Source organism: Cupriavidus sp. SHE (genome assembly GCF_000812445.1).
Taxonomy (GTDB): Bacteria; Pseudomonadota; Gammaproteobacteria; order Burkholderiales; family Burkholderiaceae; genus Cupriavidus; species Cupriavidus metallidurans.
Window position 1 is genome coordinate 1 of record NZ_JWMB01000081.1, and the last position, 18,119, is coordinate 18,119.

An 18,119-nucleotide genomic window follows, 5' to 3' on the forward strand; every position below is an offset into this window, starting at 1 on the left:
CACTCCCCTTCTGGCATCACGGGAAGGTAAAACGGCGGGGCGTGAGCCCCGCCGTTTTCATTTTGCCGCGGTCATCTGCGGCTTGTTCTCCGTGTCCACCGCCCGCTGCTGGCTTTCCTCCAGCAGGAAGTCGATGAAGGCCCTGACCTTGGTCGGCAGGAACTTGCGGCTTGGATAGACCACGCTCACGTCGCGGCGCGGCAACTGGTACTGGGGCAGGATATGCGTCAGCCGCCCTGCCTCGATGTTCGGTCGTGCCAGGTATGACGACAGCATCGCGATGCCCATATTGGTCAACGCCGCCTGGTGCGCCAGTTCGGCATTGCTGCACAGCAGGCCCGGGCGAATCGGCACGGTCACCTCGCCCTCTGGGCCGGACAGTGTCCATTCGTGCTCGGCGTTGGGCAGCCGCATCGCGATGGCGCGGTGGTTGGACAGGTCATGCGCGTTGCGCAGCGGCGGGTGTTCGCGCAGATAGCCCGGCGAGGCGCAAAGAATGACTTCGGCGGAGATCAGCGGGCGCGCCACGAGGTGCGAGCCGAGCCCGAGATCGGACAGCATCACGCCTACGTCCCGCCCTTCCTCGACGATGTCGATCATTCGGTCCGAAAGCTGCACGTCGAAGACGACCTCGGGATACAGCTGCTGGAAGCGTTCCAGGATATGCGGCAGCAGATGCAGGCCGAACATGACCGGGGTGACGAGCCGTAGCGTGCCGGATAGAGACTGGCTGCGCGCGGCAACGATCGACTCGGCTTCCTCAACGTCTTCCAATATCTGCGAACAGCGCTGCAGATATGTCTCGCCGGCGTCGGTCAGGGAGAGGCTTCGGGTGGTCCGGTTCAGCAACCGGGTGCCGAGATGGCTTTCCAGATCGGCGACGTAGCGCGTCACGACCGCATTGGACATTTCCAATTGCTGCGCCGCACGGGCAAAACTGCCTAGTTCGACGACTTTGGCGAAGACGCGCATCGATTGAAGCCGATCCATGACATAGTCTCCCTGTTCACCGGTGAATTTTTACACGATCCTGGTGATTTATTGTTGAAAGCACAACCAATCATTGTGGACGGCGCTATTTATTCATATCAGGGAAATGCCTAATATCGCACCATCTGATGCCGCATTGCAGCACCGGTCCTGGGACCACCGGCATCCTTGAATGTGAAAGAGGATTCCATCATGAAGCGCCAATTCGCCCTGATCGCTGCCCTGACCGTTGCCCTGTCGGCAGCTCCCGCCTTCGCCAAGGCCGGCAAGTTCGATACCTACACGGACGGTGCCAAGGCCGGCAAGTTCGACACCTACACCGACGGTGCCAAGGCCGGCAAGTTTGACACCTACACCGACGGCGCCAAGAGCGGCAAGTTTGACACCTACACCGATGGCGCCAAGAGCTTCGACGTCTACTCGGACGGCGCCAAGCTCTGATCCCAGCCAGGCATTCCGCAAAAAGCCCGTACCTTCACCGGTACGGGCTTTTTGTTTGGGCTTTGGCCGGAGACCGGCCGAACCAAAGAAAACGGGCCCGTTCAGGGCCCGTAGTCTATTCCTTTGTGACTCAGTCGTCGTGGTGGTGGTGACGGTGCTTGCTGCGCTTGTACCCACGGTTGTATCGACGATCATCGTCGTACGAGTTGCTGCGCGACACGTTGCCACCCAGCGCCGCGCCTGCAGCGCCACCCAGGCCAGCGCCAACCAGGCCGCCGGTACGGCCGCCCATGGCGTTGCCGGCCGCGGTACCTGCACCGCCGCCCAGTGCGCCACCAATGATGGCGCCGGTGCGTTCGCGACGGTTCGAAGTGATGGCGCCACCGGCACCACCGCCCACGGCGCCACCGATCACGGCGCCGGTGCTACCACCCAGCGCGCCGCCCACCGCGGCGCCAGCGACGCCGCCCAGGCCACCGCCCAGTGCGTTGTTCAGATCTCCCCCTGCGAACACCGGCAGCGCAGCTGCCGAAAGGGCAAGGGCCAGGGTCAGGTTGCGAAGAGGACGAGACATCGTTTTTCCTTTATATGGCGGGTATCTGGTTCGAGAGTGTAGAGAAGGAGTCCCCCCGTTGCTGTAACGAGTTGTGAGGCCCTGTAACCCTCTGCAGAAACGGTATCAAGGCGTTAGCAGTCGATGTGCTGGCGCAACGCCATATGGCATTTGCGTCGCATATGGCCACCAATGGCCACCAATAAAAAAGGCGACCCAGGTGGGTCGCCTTGTCTTGCCTGCGCCAGAGGCGTCATGCGAGTCTGGTCAGCAGCACTTTCCCTGTCCGCCACCGTAGCGTGCCTCCTGACGCTCGCGGAAGAATTCCTCGTACGTCATCGGCTTGCGGTCGGGGTGGGTGCTTTCCATATGGGCCACGTAGGTCTGATAGTCGGGCAGGCCGACCATCAGCCGCAGCGACTGGCCCAGATAACGTCCCATGGTTCCGAGCTGTTCCAGCATGATGGCCTCCAGGTGATCATTGCGACCCTGCCGAAGCCTGGGCCGGCATCGGCTCGAACGGCGTTTCGCGGTCCGTGCGCTTCGAGATGGCGCGGGCCGACATCGCGGTCTTGAACCCATAGAACACGATCGACAGCACCACGAACATGAACAGCGCGCACAGGCCGGCATCCAGGTAGTCGTTGAAGACGATGCGCTGCATCTGCTCCATCGTCTTGGCCGGAGCCAGTACCTTGCCTTCGGCGATCGCGGCGCTGAACTTCGATGCGTGGGTCAGGAAGCTGACCTTCGGATCGGCGTCGAACAGCTTCTGCCAGCCGGCGGTCAGCGTGCAGATCAGCAGCCAGCAGGTCGGCAACAGCGTCACCCAGGCGTACTGCCCGCGCTTCATCTTGACCAGCACACAGGTGCTCAGCACCAGCGCCACGGCGGCCAGCATCTGGTTGGAGATACCGAACAGCGGCCACAGCGTGTTGATGCCGCCCAGCGGATCGACCACGCCCTGGTACAGGAAGTAGCCCCAGGCCGCCACGGTCAGCGCGGTGGCGATCAGGTTGGCCGGCAGCGAGTCGGTACGCTGCAGGGACGGCACGAAGCTGCCCAGCAGATCCTGCAGCATGAAGCGGCCGGCACGGGTGCCCGCGTCCACGGCGGTCAGGATGAACAGCGCCTCGAACAGGATCGCGAAGTGGTACCAGAAGGCCATCATGGCCTGGCCACCCACCACCTGATGCAGGATGTGGGCGATGCCGACGGCCAGCGTCGGAGCGCCACCGGCGCGCGAGATGATTGTGTTCTCGCCCACGTCCTTGGCGGTCTGGATCAGCACGTCCGGCGTGATCACGAAGCCCCAGGTGGAGACCACGTGCGCCACGGCTTCCGGCGTGTTGCCGATCACGGCCGCCGGGCTGTTCATCGCGAAGTACACGCCCGGCTCGATCACCGAGGCGGCCACCAGCGCCATGATGGCGACGAACGACTCGGCCAGCATCGCGCCGTAGCCAATGAAGCGCGCGTGCGATTCATTTTCCAGCAGCTTCGGCGTGGTGCCCGACGAGATCAGCGCGTGGAAGCCCGATACGGCGCCGCAGGCGATCGTGATGAAGAGGAACGGGAACAGGTTGCCCGACCACACCGGGCCGCCACCTTGCGCGAACTGCGTGAACGCCGGCATCTTCAGTTCCGGCGCGACGATCAGGATGCCGATGGCCAGCGCGATGATCGTGCCGATCTTCAGGAAGGTCGACAGGTAGTCACGCGGGGCCAGCAGCAGCCACACCGGCAGCACGGCGGCGATAAAGCCGTAGATGATCAGCATCCATGTCAGGGCCTTGCCGTCGTACGTGAACAGCGGCGCCAGCACGGCGCTTTCATGTACGTACTGGCCGCCGATGATGGCGAGCATCAGCAGCACGAAGCCGATTACCGACACTTCGCCGATGCGGCCCGGACGGATGTAGCGCGTGTAGATGCCCATGAACAGCGCGATGGGAATCGTCACCGCCACGGTGAACGTGCCCCACGGCGAGCCGGCCAGTGCCTTCACCACGATCAGCGCCAGCACCGCCAGGATGATGATCATGATCATGAAGCAGCCGAACAGGGCGATCATGCCCGGCACGGTGCCCATTTCGGACTTGACCAGGTCGCCCAGCGAACGGCCGTCGCGGCGCGTGGAGATGAACAGGATCATGAAATCCTGCACCGCACCGGCGAATACCACGCCGGCCAGAATCCACAACATGCCCGGCATATAGCCCATTTGCGCGGCCAGCACGGGGCCCACCAGCGGCCCGGCGCCGGCGATGGCGGCGAAATGGTGGCCGAACAGCACCGCCTTGTTGGTCGGCACGTAGTCCAGGCCATCGTTGTGGCGCCAGGCGGGCGTCATGCGATTGGGGTCGAGCTGCATCACCTTGTCGGCGATGAAGCGGCTGTAGTAGCGGTAGGCGATCAGGTAGATGCAGAGCGCGGCAACCACGATCCACAGGGCACTGACGGCCTCGCCACGCGACAGCGCGACAGTGGCAAAGGCGAAGGCGCCGAGCACGGCGACGGCCAGCCACAACAGGTGTTGTCCGATGCGATTCATTTGAAGGGTCTCCTCAGACCGGCTGAAAAGGCCTGCGGCGACGGGAGGCGGGCAGCGGGGGCGTGCCGGATGGCGGCCGCCGACGATCGCTTGGAAGATTGCCTCCTGGATGTCCGCGGCGCCCGGTCTGTTCTCGTCTGAACCGGATCTTGTCGTGCAGGTGGTCAGTGCGCTCGACAGCGAGATCACCGAGATTCGCCGTGGATCGAGGCACACCAATTGTGTCAGATCGCGCCAAGGGCGGGGCCCCCGGATCAATCCGGCGTGTAGTATTGACACCCGCCCAGGCCGCCACAAGCGCGGAACTACGCAAGGCACCTGCGTAGTAGTGCGTAGATCGACGGTTTCATGCGGTCTTCCCGGCATCGGTGTTTACCCCCGGTTCAGATGAAACTCCGCCAAAAGATACTTTTGCTTGCCGTGGCGCCGCTGGCCGTTGCCATGCTCGGCATCGCGCTGGCCGTCCGTTTCCAGGCCACTGCGCTGGTCCGGCACGAGCGCATGCTGGTGGAGGCCGCCTACCTGCAAAGCAAGGAAACCGAGCTGCGCCACTACGTAGAGCTGGCACAAAGCGCGATCGCGCCGATGGTCAAATCCGGCCGCACGGACGAGGCCACCCGGCAGGCCGCCATGGACGCGCTGGCCCGGCTCGATTACGGCCGGGACGGCTATTTCTTCCTATATGACCTGCAGGGGCGCAACCTGATGCACCCGCGCCAGCCCGAACTTGTGGGCCAGGACCTCTGGCTGATGCGCGACCCCGAAGGAGCGCTGACAATCCAGAAGCTGGTGGCTGCCGCCAAGGCGGGCGGTGGCTCGGTGCGTTATCTGTGGAAAAAGCCGTCCTCGCAGCAGGTGGCGCCCAAGCTGGGCTATGTGGTCGCCGTGCCGGCCTGGAACTGGATGCTCGGCACCGGCATTTATCTTGACGACGTAGAGCAGACGCTGCGCCAGCTCGACGCGCGCGCCGAGACCGACATCCGCGAAACCATGGCCTGGATCGGCGTGATCGCCGCCATCAGTATCCTGCTGGTGGCCGCCAGCGGCCTGGCGCTCAACGTCAGCGAACACCGTGAGGCCGACGCCAAGCTACGGCAGCTTGCCCAGCGTGTGGTGCAGTCGCAGGAAGAGGAACGCGCGCGATTGTCCCGTGAGCTCCATGACGGCATCAGCCAGTTGCTGGTGTCGGTCAAACTGGTGCTCGAAGCTGCAACGAACCGCATCCGCCTGGCCCCGACCGAGGGGGCTTCGGTGGCGCCGATCCTCGGCATGGCGCTGAACCGGCTCGATTCCGTCTTCAACGAAGTGCGCCGCGTGGCGCGCAACCTGCGCCCTGCCTTGCTCGACGATCTTGGCCTGTACGCCGCGCTTCAGCATCTGGCGCGCGAGATGCAGGCCGGCAGCTCGCTGATGATCAACGTGACGCAGACCGGCAAGCCGCGTCTGCTGGCCGACGAGCCGGCGACCGCGCTGTTCCGGATTGCGCAGGAGGCGCTGACCAATGTCGAGCGCCACGCCCATGCCACGCGCGTCGACGTGACACTCGACTTTGCCGACCGTGCCACGCGCCTGACGGTGCGGGACAACGGCACGGGTTTTGACGTGGCCCGCATGCAGGTCGATCCGAGCCGCGGCATCGGCCTGCGCAACCTGCGCGAGCGGGTAGCCGCGCTGGGCGGAAGTTTCGAAATCCTCTCCGCTTCCACCGGCACGCTGCTCACCGCTTCGCTGCCCACCGCTCCGCAGCCCTTTTCCCCCGAGACTTCGCAGTCATGACCGCACCCCACGACGCCGATCCGGCGGTCACCACCTCCTCCGCAGCACGCGTATTGCTGATCGACGATCACGCACTGGTGCGTGACGGCATGCGTATGCACCTGACGCTGCAACCGGGGCTGGAAGTGGTCGGGGAAGCCGACGATGGCGAGGCCGCGCTGGCGTGGCTGGCGGCAGCCGAAACCGGACGCATGCCGGACCTCGTGATCACCGACATCGGCATGCGCGGCATGGGCGGTATTGCCCTGGCGGGCGCCCTGCACGATCGCTACCCGGAACTGGCCGTGCTGATCGTGTCGATGCACGACAACCTGGAATACGTGCGCCAGGCGATCCGCGCGGGCGCGCGCGGCTACGTGCTCAAGGACGCACCAGCCGATGAGTTACTGGCCGCGATCCATGCGGTGCTGGCGGGACGTGTGTTCTACAGCGCCCGTATCGCGCGCGGCATGGCGGAGCAGGCTGTGAGTCCGCTCGACGCGCTGACACCGCGCGAACGCGACATCCTCCACGGCATCGGACGCGGACAGGCCAACAAGGACATCGCGGTTCAACTCGGCGTATCGGTGCGCACGGTTGAAACCCACCGCCTCAACCTGAAACGCAAGCTTGGCATCGAGGGCCGGGCGGAACTGGTGAAGTATGCGGTGCAGCAGCTTGGGCTGGATGTCGAGGGTGGTTGAGGGGCCGTTCACGAGAAAACGATAGCCCAAACAAAAAAACGCCGAACGGCGGCAAGCCGTTCGGCGTTTTTCCTTAACGCGGGAAGACTCAGGCCGACAGGCGCTTGGCCAGTGCGTCCTTGGTTTCCGCCAGCGCTTGCGGCAGGTTGTGCTTGAGCTGCGTGAACAGTTCGTCGTGCAGCGCCAGTTCCTTCTGCCATGCGTCACGGTCGATCGACGTGACCTGGGTGAATTGCTCGGCCGTGAAGGCCAGGCCGTCCCAGTTCAGGTCCGTGTAGCGCGGCGACGTGCCAAACACGTGCTCGGCGCCTTCGCCACGGCCTTCCACGCGGTCGATCATCCACGACAGCACGCGCATGTTCTCGCCAAAGCCCGGCCACACGAAGTTGCCGTCGGCGTCCTTGCGGAACCAGTTCACGCAGTAGATGCGCGGCAGCTTGGCGCCGGCGGCTTCGAGCTTCTTGCCCAACGCCAGCCAGTGGCCGAAGTAGTCGCTCATGTTGTAGCCGCAGAACGGCAGCATCGCGAACGGATCGCGGCGGACCACGCCTTGCTGGCCGGCAGCGGCGGCGGTGGTTTCCGAACCCATCGTGGCGGCCATGTAGACGCCTTCGGTCCAGTTGCGGGCTTCGGTCACCAGCGGCACGGTGGAGCTGCGGCGGCCGCCGAAGATGAATGCATCGATGGCCACGCCAGCCGGGTTGTCCCAGTTGTCGTCGATCGACGGGCATTGCGAGGCCGGCGCCGTGAAGCGGGCGTTCGGGTGGGCAGCCTTGGCGCCGGTCGACTTGGCGATCTCGGGCGTCCAGTCCTTGCCCTGCCAGTCGATCAGGTGCCCCGGGGCTTCCTTAGTCATGCCTTCCCACCACACGTCGCCGTCGTCGGTCAGCGCCACGTTGGTGAAGATGACGTTTTCCTTGAGCGTCGCCATCGCGTTGAAGTTGGTCTTCTCGCTCGTGCCCGGGGCCACGCCGAAGTAGCCGGCTTCCGGGTTGATGGCGTACAGGCGGCCGTCGTTGCCCGGCTTGATCCAGGCGATGTCGTCACCGATCGTCGTGACCTTCCAGCCCTCGAAGCCCTTGGGCGGGATCAGCATGGCGAAGTTGGTCTTGCCGCAGGCCGACGGGAACGCGGCGGCCACGTGGTACTTCTTGCCTTCCGGCGAGGTCACGCCGAGGATCAGCATGTGCTCGGCCAGCCAGCCTTCGTCGCGGCCCATCGTCGAGGCGATCCGCAGTGCGAAGCACTTCTTGCCCAGCAGCGCATTGCCGCCGTAGCCCGAACCGAACGACCAGATTTCGCGCGTCTCGGGGAAGTGCACGATGTACTTGGTCGGGTTGCACGGCCATGCCACGTCCTTCTCGCCGGCGGCCAGGGGCTTGCCCACGGTATGCACGCACGGCACGAACTCGCCGTCGGCACCCAGCACGTCGTACACGGCGCGGCCCATGCGGGTCATGATGCGCATGTTCACGGCGACGTACGGCGAATCGGACAGCTCGACGCCGATGTGGGCGATCGGCGAACCCAGCGGGCCCATCGAGAACGGCACCACGTACAGGGTGCGGCCACGCATGCAGCCGTCGAACAGGCCGTTCAGCGTCTGGCGCATTTCGGCCGGTGCGGTCCAGTTGTTGGTCGGGCCGGCGTCTTCCTGCTTCTGCGAGCAGATGAAAGTGCGGTCTTCGACACGCGCCACATCGGAGGGATCCGACAGGGCCAGGAACGAGTTCTTGCGCTTGGCCGGGTTCAGGCGGCGCATCGTGCCGGCGGCGACCATCTGCTCGCACAGGCGGTCATATTCTTCCTGCGAGCCATCGCACCAGTAGACCTGGTCGGGCTTGGTCAATGCGGCGATGTCGGCAACCCAGGCGACCAGTTTCTGGTTCTTGACCCAAGCCGGCACGTTCAGTGCCGGAGTGCCTTGCATTGTGGGGTGGTTCATACTGCGACTCCAAAGCGAAAAAGAAATCGTGCAATGTCCGAGCGGCGGTTCGCGGATGAGCGGGCCGGGAAAGTCGGGGCCGGGCCGGCTGCCTGCCTTGTTCGGCATGGCGCACTTGCCTTCTGACCGTGACATCCCGTTACAACTCGGCGGCGACCAAATTCTTTCAAATGGTCGCGAGGGGCCCTGTTGCTGCGATACAGTTGCGCTTCGCCTGCTTTTGGCGGGCGACAGGGGCCGGGCGGGCATTGTCCGGCGACGAACGGGGTGTGGGAGCGTAGCTCAACCGCACTGTGCGCGTCGCGGGAGCGGGCAAGGATACCATTGCACGGATCACCTGTTTTTTGCTGCGCAACATTGTTACCCCAGCCGAGATGCCTTTTCGCCACCGCCGCAGGTCGTCGCGGACACGGTTGGGGACGATGATGTCTGCTTTCAATGTTGTGTCAGGAAATCCAACAATACTGTCGGTTGCGCACTGATTCTGTGGCCGTGCGCACCGAGCCCGAGGTCAAAGAGTCACCAATGAAGATTGCAGTTCTCGACGATTACCAGGACGCCGTGCGCAAGCTGCCCTGCTTTGCGCTGCTCGAAGGCCATGACGTCAAGGTCTTCAACAACACCGTGAAGGGCGTGGGCCAATTGGCAGCGCGCCTCTCGGATGTCGAGGCATTGGTGCTGATTCGCGAGCGCACCCGTGTGACGCGTCAGCTACTCGAGAAGCTGCCCAAGCTCAGGATCATCAGCCAGACCGGCCGGGCGGGGAACCATGTCGACATCGAGGCCTGTACCGAGCGCGGCGTCGTCGTGCTGGAAGGCGTCGGTTCTCCCGTGGCGCCCGCCGAGCTGACCTGGGCGCTGATCATGGCGGCCCAGCGCCGCATTCCCCAGTACGTTGCCAGCCTCAAGCACGGCGCCTGGCAGCAGTCGGGCCTGAAATCGACCACGATGCCGCCGAACTTCGGCGTGGGGCAGGTCCTGCGCGGACAGACGCTCGGCATCTGGGGCTATGGCAAGATCGGCCGCCTGCTGGCGGGCTACGGCCGCGCCTTTGGCATGAACGTGCTGGTCTGGGGCCGCGAGGCTTCGCAGCAGGGCGCCCGGGAGGCTGGCCTTAACGTGGCGGAATCGGTCGAACAGCTGTTTGCCGAATCCGACGTGCTGTCGCTGCACCTGCGCCTGAACGACGAGACGCGCGGCATCGTCAAGCTGGCCGATCTGCAGCGCATGAAGCCCACATCGTTGTTTGTGAACACCAGCCGCGCCGAGCTGATCGAGGAAAACGCGCTGGTCGCCGCGCTGAATCGCGGACGTCCGGGCATGGCGGCCATCGACGTGTTCGAGTCCGAGCCGATCCTGCAGGGTCATGCCCTGCTGCGCATGGAGAACTGCATCTGCACGCCGCACCTGGGCTATGTGGAGCGCGAAAGCTACGAACTCTACTTCCGCGCGGCGTTCCAGAACATCCTTGATGTGCTGGCTGGCAAGCACGACAGCATCGCCAATCCCAAGGCACTCACCCCCACGCTTGCACGCTGACTCGAGCGCTGGCTTCAGTCAAGTCACATTCTGACGTCGTGAAATGATGTTTGGAGCGCAGGGCGCGCGTGACTATTATTCCTCTTGGTCGCCTGCTTTCGGCGGGCGGTCCTGACATTGCCAGAGCAGGCAATGCTGAACCGTAAATTTCAGGAGGAGAGGGAAAAATGACTGTCCGTACACCTGTAGTTGGTTTGGCCGTAGCCGTAACACTGGCGCTCGCTGCTTTCGGGGCGAACGCTCAGCAGACACAGCAGCCCGCAGCGCAACCGGCGACGGGGTCCGCCGAGGTTCCTCCGATGCCGCCAACCTCCCAGGCCAAGGCCATGATTTCCGAGAAGTTCAAGGCCGCGGACACCAACCATGACGGCAAGCTGACCCGCGACGAGGCCAAGGCCGGCATGCCGGAGGTCTACAAGCGCTTCTCTCAAATCGATGTGAAGAAGAAGGGCTACGTCACCGAGCGTCAGATCGGTGCCTACTGGCATTCGAAGACCGCCGAGCAGATGCAGAAGGAAAATCCCATCTGGAACTGAGCGTTCGAGCGCTTCCCGGACCCGCGCCATGAGGCATGGCGCGACGTCCGGGCGGGACGCCTGACCGGCAGACGCCCCGCCCCGCCAGACGCCTGGAACGTGCGTCTGTTTCCCCACATTCCCTTGCTCAAACGAGCGCCCAAGTCGGTACACTCGGTGCAAAGCCGACGCGCGGCAGCATGACGCGCGCGCAGCCCCGCACACGCAAGGAGAGCGTACCGTGGCCGAAACCGATCCGCGTCCGAACCCCGCCGGCGCCGGTGGCATGAGCATTGGCCGTGTGCTGGCCGTCAATGTCGGCACCGCCCTGCCGCTCGTGGTGGCAGGCGCAGGCACGGAGGCGGTGGTGATGTCGGCCATCCGCAAACACCCGCTCAGTACATTGCATCATCCGATTGCCGTGGGCGTGCACCGCCTGGGGCTGGCCGGCGACGAGCAGGTGGACCGCAGCGTCCACGGCGGACCCGAGCGGGCCGTCTATGCCTATCCGATCGAGCACTACACCTGGTGGAACACGCGCCGGCGCGATGCCGGGGTCGAGGAATCCGAGCGTCCGCTGGCTTTCGGCGCGATGGGCGAGAACCTGACGACCCAGGGCTTGCTGGAGTCCGCGTTGTGGGTGGACGACCGCCTGCTTATTGGCGACGTCGAACTTGTGGTGAATGCGCCACGGCGGCCCTGCTACAAGTTCAATGCGGCGATGGGGTACGCCCACGCCGCGCGCGACATGCTGGAAAGCAGTTTTTCCGGCGTGTACCTGGGTGTCATCCAGCCTGGCGTGCTGCGCGCCGGCGATGCCGTGATCCTGATTCCCGGCCCGCGTGATGTGCCGCTGAATACCCTGCTGCACCGGAACGGTCGGCAAATCTCTCGCTAGATTGTTGCCAATCCCGCGTTAGTCCGGGGTGGCCGCCACTGGCTTTTCTGCTAATGTTTTAGAACTCATACAAGCGGTTCGGCCATCCCTTCCCTGTCGGCCAGACATCCATCCCCAGCGGAGCTGTAATGGGTTGTAATACAACGCACTAGCCGGAAGCGGCCAAGGCGCGGTACTAGTAGCGGTTTGCGCGGATAAAGCCGGCCCCAATGAAGCCGGCGCCAAGGGGGAGTCGCGCGCCGTGCAGTATTTGAGGGTCCTCATAATGAAAACAGATGGAATCGACCAGCCGAAGGGCTTTGTCGATGGCAACTGGAGCGCGGCCGCCGGTACGGGGCGCGGCCGCACTTCGCGCTGGCCGGCCGTCGTGGCCGTGCTTGTGATTGTTGTCGCCGGCTGGTTTGGCTGGAAGCACTGGTTTGCGCCGAAGCCGGCCACCAAGGGCCCGGCCGTGACCACGGTTGCCACGGCTATCGTCCAGCAGGGCGATGTGCCGCTGGAAGTGAACGCCAACGGCAATGTGGTGGCGATGCAGACCGTGGAGGTGCGCCCGCAGGTGTCGAGCACCGTTCGTGCGGTCCATATCAAGGAAGGCCAGAGCGTCAAGCCGGGCGACCTGCTGTTCTCGCTCGATACCCGCATGGACGAGGCCAATCTGGACAAGGCGCGCGCCCAGCTCATGCGCGACCAGGCCGATCTGTCCGACGCACGCCGCACGCTGACACGTAGCCAGGAGTTGCTGCAGCGCAACTTCATCTCGCGCAGTGCCGTGGATACGGCACAGGCCAAGGTCGACGGTTTCGAAGCGACGATTCGCGCCGACCAGGCGGCCATCGAAGCGAGCCGCGTGGCCATCAGCTACGGCACGATTCGCGCGACGATCGGCGGCCGGACCGGCGTCATCAACGTCTTCCCGGGCTCGCTGGTCACGCCGACGACTGCGACGCCGATGGTCATCGTGGCGCAGATCGCACCGATCACGGTCATGTTCACGCTGCCCGAACGGCAGCTAGCCGCCCTGCGCGAGGCACTGCGCAGCGGACCGGTATCGGTGACGGCGCTGCCTAACGACGGCAGCAAGCAGCCCGTGACCGGCAAGATCACATTCGTCGACAACACCGTCGATCCGCAGTACGGCAGCATCCGCGTCAAGGCGATGTTTGGCAACGAGGAGCACCGCCTCTGGCCGGGCACCTACGCCAACGTCAACGCCACGGTGCAGGTGCTGAAGGATGCGCTGTCCGTGCCGCCGCAGGCCATCGTGGCCGGCCCCGAGGGCCGTTTCGTCTACACCGTGCAGGCCGACAACAAGGTGGCGCGCGTGCCGGTGCAGGTCATCGCCACCACGGCCGCTGCCGCCGTGATCGAAGGCGTGCAACCCGGCGCGCGCGTGGTGACCGAGGGCGCGCAGAATCTGCGCCCGGGAAGTCTGGTGCGGGAAGCCGCCGCTCGCGGCGCTTCGGCCCCGGCCGCCGCCACCAAGCATTGATGCCATGACGCTCTCCGAGCTTTGTATCCGCCGGCCCGTCATGACGGTGCTGCTGTGCCTGGCCGTCATCGTGACCGGTATCGTGCTGTATCCGACGATTCCGATTGCGGCGCTGCCCAGCTTCAATTCGCCCGTGATCCAGGTCACGGCCACGCTGCCGGGGGCGAGCCCGGAGACGATGGCGGCATCCGTCGCCACGCAGCTTGAGAAGCAGTTCGCCACGATTCCGGGCGTCTCGGTCATCAGCTCGTCGAACACGCTCGGCAATTCGAGCATCACGATCGAGTTCAACAACGATCGTGATATCGATGCCGCCGCCGTGGACGTGCAGGCCGCGCTGTTCCGCGCGCAGCGGTCGCTGCCGATCGAGATGACGCTGCCGCCGTCGTATCGCAAGGTGAACCCGGCCGATGCGCCGGTGATCCTGCTGGCGATCAATTCGCCGTCGATGAGCCTCGGGGAGCTGAACGCGTTTGGCGATAACCTGATCTCGCCGACGCTGGCCACCCTGCCCGGCGTCGCGCAGGTGCAGATTTTTGGCCAGAAGCGCTTCTCGGTGCGCGTGCGCGCCCACCCCGACGCGCTGGCCGCGCGTGGCCTGACGCTTGATGAGCTAGCCACCGCGCTCAATCGCGCCAATGCGAACACGCCGGTCGGCACGCTCGACGGCGCGCGCCAGACGCTGACGATCCAGGCCAACCGCCAGATGACCAGCGCGGACGCGTTCCGCAACATCATTGTGGCCAGCCAGCCGAGCGGCGCCGTGGTGCGGCTGTCGGACGTGGCGGAAGTGGAAGACAGCGTCGAGACGATCAAGACCGGCAGCTGGCTCAACAACGAACGCTCGATTGTGCTGGCTGTGCAGCGCCAGCCAGATGCCAACACGGTGGCCGTGGTCGATGCGATCCGGAGCGCCCTGCCGCGCCTGCTGGCGCAGATGCCGGGCTCCGTCAACGTGAACGTGGTGAACGACCGGTCGATGTCGATCCGGGAATCGATCCACGATGTGCAGTTCACGCTGGCGCTGACCGTCGCGCTGGTGGTGATGGTGATCTTCCTGTTCCTGCGCCGCGCCGCCGCGACGCTGATTCCCACGGTATCGCTACCGATCTCGCTGATCGGCACCGTGGCGCTGATGAAGGCGTTTGGCTACAGCCTGGATAACGTGTCGCTGCTGGCCATCACGCTGGCCGTGGGCCTGGTGGTGGACGACGCGATCGTGATGCTCGAGAACATCGTGCGTCATATCGAGGAAGGCGTGCCGCCGCTCAAGGCAGCGCTGGTGGGCTCGCGCGAAATGGGCTTCACCATCCTGTCGATTTCGATCTCGCTGGTGGCCGTGTTCATCCCGATCTTCTTCATGCCGGGCGTGATCGGCCTGCTGTTCCACGAATTCGCCGCGGTGGTGTCGCTGTCGATTCTCGTGTCGGCGCTGGTGTCGCTGACGCTGATCCCGATGCTGTGCGCGCGTTTCCTGTCGGCTGAGAACGTGCCGGTGGATGAATCGCAGCACATGTATGGGGAAGCGGCGGGCGATCACGCCGCGGGCGCGCCTGTGCATCGCGTGGAGCAGAAGCAAACGATCGGGATGCGTTCCACGCAGTGGTTCGAGGACCTGTTCGAATGGACGCTCCGCAAGTACGCGAGCGGACTGGACTGGTGCCTGGCGCACCGCCGCGTGGTGCTCGCCGCAGCCGGCCTGACGTTCGTGCTGACCGCTGTGCTGTTCGTGAAGATCCCGAAGGGCTTCTTCCCCGAGGAGGACATCGGCCAGATCCAGGTCAACGCGGAAGGCCCGCAGGACATCTCGTTTGACGCGATGTCCGATCGCCTGCGCGATGCCGCCGAACGTATCCGCGCAAATCCGGCCGTGAAGAGCGTGGTGGCGTCGATCGGCGGTGGCCCGTCGCCCGCCATCAACACGGGCCGGATGTTCGTCGAACTGAAGCCGCTCGGCGAGCGCCCGAAGATGCCGCAGGTGGTGGAGTCGCTGCGCAAGGATGTTGCCGGGGTGCCCGGGCTGGCGGTCTACTTCTCGCCGGTGCAGAACCTGCGCCTCGGCGGGCGTCAGAGCAAGAGCCGCTACCAGTACACGCTGCAGAGCGTGAAGCCGGGGCAGTTGCAGGAGTTCAGCGACAAGCTCATGGCCAAGATGCGCACCGAGCCGATCTTCCGTGACGTGACCAGCGATTCGCAGCAGTCGGGTCTCGAGGCGCAACTGACGATCGACCGCGACAAGGCCAATGCGCTCGGCGTGCAGATGCAGGATGTGCGCACGGCGCTGTACACCGCGTTTGGCGAGCGTCAGGTGTCGACGATCTACACGCCGATCGACAACTACTACGTGATCCTGACCGCGGCCGATATCGATCGCGCGGATGAGACGGCGTTCTCCAAGCTTTACGTGCGCAGCCGGACGGGCCAGATGGTGCCGGTGTCGGCGTTCGCCACGACCGAGCGCCGCGTGGGACCGATCGCGGTGAACCACCAGGGCCAGTTGCCATCGGTCACGGTGTCGTTCAACCTCGCGCCGGGCGCCGCGCTTGGCGATGCGTCGAAGCTGATCGACCGCTATCGCGAGGAGATCGCGATGCCGACATCGATATTCACGAGCTGGGGTGGCGATGCGGCGGTGTTCCAGTCGTCGCAGGCCACGCAGGTGGTGCTGCTGGTGGCCGCGATCGCGGTGATCTACACGCTGCTGGGTGTGCTCTACGAGAGCTACATCCACCCGCTGACGATTCTGGCCGGCCTGCCCTCCGCGGCTGTCGGCGCGTTGTTGACGCTGTTCCTGTTCAACGTGGAGCTGTCGCTGATCGCGACAATCGGCGTGCTGATGCTGATCGGCATCGTCAAGAAGAACGCGATCATGATGATCGACTTCGCGCTGGCCGCGCAGCGCGAACAGGGCATGGCGCCCGCGAAGGCGATCCGGCAGGCGTGCCTGCTGCGCTTCCGCCCGATCATGATGACCACATTCGCGGCCGTGATGGGCGCCCTGCCGCTGGCATTGGGCCTGGGCGCGGGCGCGGAACTGCGCCAGCCGCTCGGTTTGGCCGTGGTGGGTGGTTTGCTGTTCTCGCAGGTGATCACACTGTTCATCACGCCGGTGATCTACCTCGCGCTCGATCGCTACTCTGGCACCGGCCCGTTGCAGATCGATTCGGAAGGCAATCCGCTGGACGAGCAGCAGCCGGCAACGGTGGCGCACTGATCGCCAATCTCGCCGCGAGCTGTGCAATAGCCGTGCTGTAGTTGTGCCGCAGTGTGTTTGCTCTTACGCGCCGGTTCCCAGATCGTAACGGGACCGGCGCACCTTCCCCGATTCAGCCGCAATTCGCGCGCGTTCCCTTCCCCCAGCCTCAACATGCCGACAGTCCTCGCCACCGAGGCTTGTCATGCCTTTTGTAAACGCGAATAATCTTCACCTGTATGGGTGTGGCCAAGAATCAAAAACATAAGGCCCGCCCGCTCACGCCAGCCAGTCATCGCCTCCCGACGCGTGACGTACTTCAAGCCGGGTGGCTATGGTGTGGTCGATCTGCAGGCCTGGTGGAGGCTTGGCAAGCGCGCCACATTTGCGCTGGCTGTGAACAACCTCTTCGACAAGACCTACTGGCTCTGGGGCGACGTGCGCCAGACGGGCGTTTCCGCCTTGGAACCGGGACTCGCTTTCTACACGCAACCAGGCAGAACCTTCGCGGCGAGTGTGAAGTTGTCATTCTGACGCGGCGGAGGGGTCCCCACAATCGACGATAAGAACGCCGCTGCGCGTCGCGCGTCTCCCGGGCTAGCGGCCACCTTGCTGCACATGCTGTGGACAATCGGCTCGTGTCGCGTCAAGCTCCCATTCCAATGGCCTGGCGCAAGTGTCGGGCAACCGGAGAACCCTCAGCGATGAACCGTTTCGTAGCCAGTATCGCAATGGCAGCCCTGACCGCCGGATGCGCGTCGACAGGCCCTTCGCCAGATGCCTTGAGCCAGCGCTTCCCGAACAAGACCTACGTATTGCTCGGAGAGGTGCACGACAACGCGGCGGGCCAACGGCAGCGGCTGCAGGCGCTGACGCAGGCCGTGGAGGCGGGCTGGCGGCCCGCGATCGCGATGGAGCAATTCGACCGCGAACGGCAGGGCGATATCGATCGTGCGCGTCGCGAGCGTCCGCGCGATGCGGACTATGTCATCGCGCAGGCGACGGGCCCAAAGAGTGGCTGGGACTGGGCGCTCTACCAACCGGTGGTATCACTTGCATTGCAATACGACCTGCCGTTGCTTGCCGCGAACCTGTCGCGTGCCGATGCCGCGAAGATCGTGCGCGGCGGGCTGGGGCAAGTTTTCGCGCCCCAACAGCAGGCCGAGTTGAAACTGGACAAGCCCTTGCCTGCCGACCTCGTCGCCTTGCAGACGGCGACGCTCGATGCCGGGCACTGCGGCAATTTCCCGAAGGCGATGCTGCCGGGGATGCTCGACGCGCAGGCTGCCCGCGATGCCGTGATGGCGCAGATCATGAAGGCGCATGGCGACCGGGGCGTGGTGCTGATCGCGGGGAACGGCCACGTGCGGCGCGACATCGGTGTGCCCCGCTGGCTCGATCGCGCCAATCAAGATGACGCGCGCGTGCTCAGCGTCGGCTATGTGGAGTCCGAGGCCAACGACAAGGCATTCGATGCGCTCGTGCGTGTCCCTGCCGTGGATCGTCCTGACCCGTGTGCCGATGCGGTGATGAAGAAGTAGCA

General features: G+C 64.8%; 15 protein-coding genes. 10 read left to right on the forward strand and 5 right to left on the reverse strand.

Features of this window, described 5'->3' with window-relative positions; translation table 11 throughout:
* Positions 1 to 57 precede the first annotated feature (57 nt).
* A complete protein-coding gene (locus RN01_RS30285; RefSeq protein ID WP_017511105.1) occupies positions 58 to 990 on the reverse strand; it encodes a LysR family transcriptional regulator in 933 nt (310 codons plus the stop codon).
* A 192-nt stretch (positions 991 to 1,182) separates the two neighbouring features.
* On the opposite strand from RN01_RS30285, the gene RN01_RS30290 reads away from it, so the two are divergent.
* Entirely contained in the window at positions 1,183 to 1,431 is a 249-nt protein-coding gene (locus RN01_RS30290; protein ID WP_017511106.1) for a hypothetical protein, read from the forward strand.
* A gap of 130 nt (positions 1,432 to 1,561) precedes the next feature.
* On the opposite strand, the gene RN01_RS30295 is transcribed toward RN01_RS30290, so the two are convergent.
* From RN01_RS30295 to RN01_RS30305, 3 genes are all read right to left on the reverse strand, one after another.
* Complete coding sequence (locus RN01_RS30295) at positions 1,562 to 2,005, reverse strand: membrane protein (RefSeq protein WP_008642753.1); 444 nt, start codon at positions 2,003 to 2,005, stop codon at positions 1,562 to 1,564.
* 246 nt (positions 2,006 to 2,251) lie between these two features.
* Positions 2,252 to 2,446 (reverse strand): YbdD/YjiX family protein, encoded by a 195-nt coding sequence (locus RN01_RS30300; protein WP_017511107.1) that lies wholly within the window; start codon positions 2,444 to 2,446, stop codon positions 2,252 to 2,254.
* Positions 2,447 to 2,462: 16 nt separating this feature from the next.
* Positions 2,463 to 4,538 (reverse strand): carbon starvation CstA family protein, encoded by a 2,076-nt coding sequence (locus tag RN01_RS30305; protein WP_017511108.1) that lies wholly within the window; start codon positions 4,536 to 4,538, stop codon positions 2,463 to 2,465.
* 387 nt (positions 4,539 to 4,925) lie between these two features.
* Between RN01_RS30305 and RN01_RS30310 the strand changes: the two genes are divergently transcribed.
* Together RN01_RS30310 and RN01_RS30315 are read left to right on the forward strand one after the other, a co-directional pair.
* On the forward strand, positions 4,926 to 6,314 hold the full coding sequence (locus tag RN01_RS30310; RefSeq protein WP_017511109.1) for a cache domain-containing protein: 1,389 nt from the start codon (positions 4,926 to 4,928) through the stop codon (positions 6,312 to 6,314).
* Positions 6,311 to 6,997, forward strand: a complete 687-nt coding sequence (locus tag RN01_RS30315) for a response regulator transcription factor (RefSeq protein WP_017511110.1) — start codon at positions 6,311 to 6,313, stop codon at positions 6,995 to 6,997. The genes RN01_RS30310 and RN01_RS30315 overlap by 4 nt, the downstream gene beginning before the upstream one ends.
* An 88-nt stretch (positions 6,998 to 7,085) precedes the next feature.
* On the opposite strand, the gene RN01_RS30320 is transcribed toward RN01_RS30315, so the two are convergent.
* Entirely contained in the window at positions 7,086 to 8,942 is a 1,857-nt protein-coding gene (locus RN01_RS30320) for a phosphoenolpyruvate carboxykinase (GTP) (RefSeq protein ID WP_017511111.1), read from the reverse strand.
* A 525-nt stretch (positions 8,943 to 9,467) separates the two neighbouring features.
* On the opposite strand from RN01_RS30320, the gene RN01_RS30325 reads away from it, so the two are divergent.
* From RN01_RS30325 to RN01_RS30355, 7 genes are all read left to right on the forward strand, one after another.
* Positions 9,468 to 10,481, forward strand: a complete 1,014-nt coding sequence (locus tag RN01_RS30325; protein WP_024569236.1) for a D-2-hydroxyacid dehydrogenase family protein — start codon at positions 9,468 to 9,470, stop codon at positions 10,479 to 10,481.
* Between the two features lie 167 nt (positions 10,482 to 10,648).
* Complete coding sequence (locus tag RN01_RS30330; RefSeq protein ID WP_011517993.1) at positions 10,649 to 11,017, forward strand: hypothetical protein; 369 nt, start codon at positions 10,649 to 10,651, stop codon at positions 11,015 to 11,017.
* A 220-nt stretch (positions 11,018 to 11,237) separates the two neighbouring features.
* Positions 11,238 to 11,894, forward strand: a complete 657-nt coding sequence (locus tag RN01_RS30335; protein ID WP_024569237.1) for an MOSC domain-containing protein — start codon at positions 11,238 to 11,240, stop codon at positions 11,892 to 11,894.
* A gap of 265 nt (positions 11,895 to 12,159) precedes the next feature.
* Positions 12,160 to 13,383, forward strand: a complete 1,224-nt coding sequence (locus RN01_RS30340) for an efflux RND transporter periplasmic adaptor subunit (protein WP_017514480.1) — start codon at positions 12,160 to 12,162, stop codon at positions 13,381 to 13,383.
* 4 nt (positions 13,384 to 13,387) lie between these two features.
* Entirely contained in the window at positions 13,388 to 16,597 is a 3,210-nt protein-coding gene (locus RN01_RS30345; protein ID WP_024569238.1) for an efflux RND transporter permease subunit, read from the forward strand.
* Between the two features lie 288 nt (positions 16,598 to 16,885).
* A complete protein-coding gene (locus tag RN01_RS30350) occupies positions 16,886 to 17,110 on the forward strand; it encodes a TonB-dependent receptor (RefSeq protein ID WP_017515077.1) in 225 nt (74 codons plus the stop codon).
* 170 nt (positions 17,111 to 17,280) lie between these two features.
* Positions 17,281 to 18,117 (forward strand): ChaN family lipoprotein, encoded by an 837-nt coding sequence (locus RN01_RS30355; protein WP_017515076.1) that lies wholly within the window; start codon positions 17,281 to 17,283, stop codon positions 18,115 to 18,117.
* Positions 18,118 to 18,119: the final 2 nt, after the last annotated feature.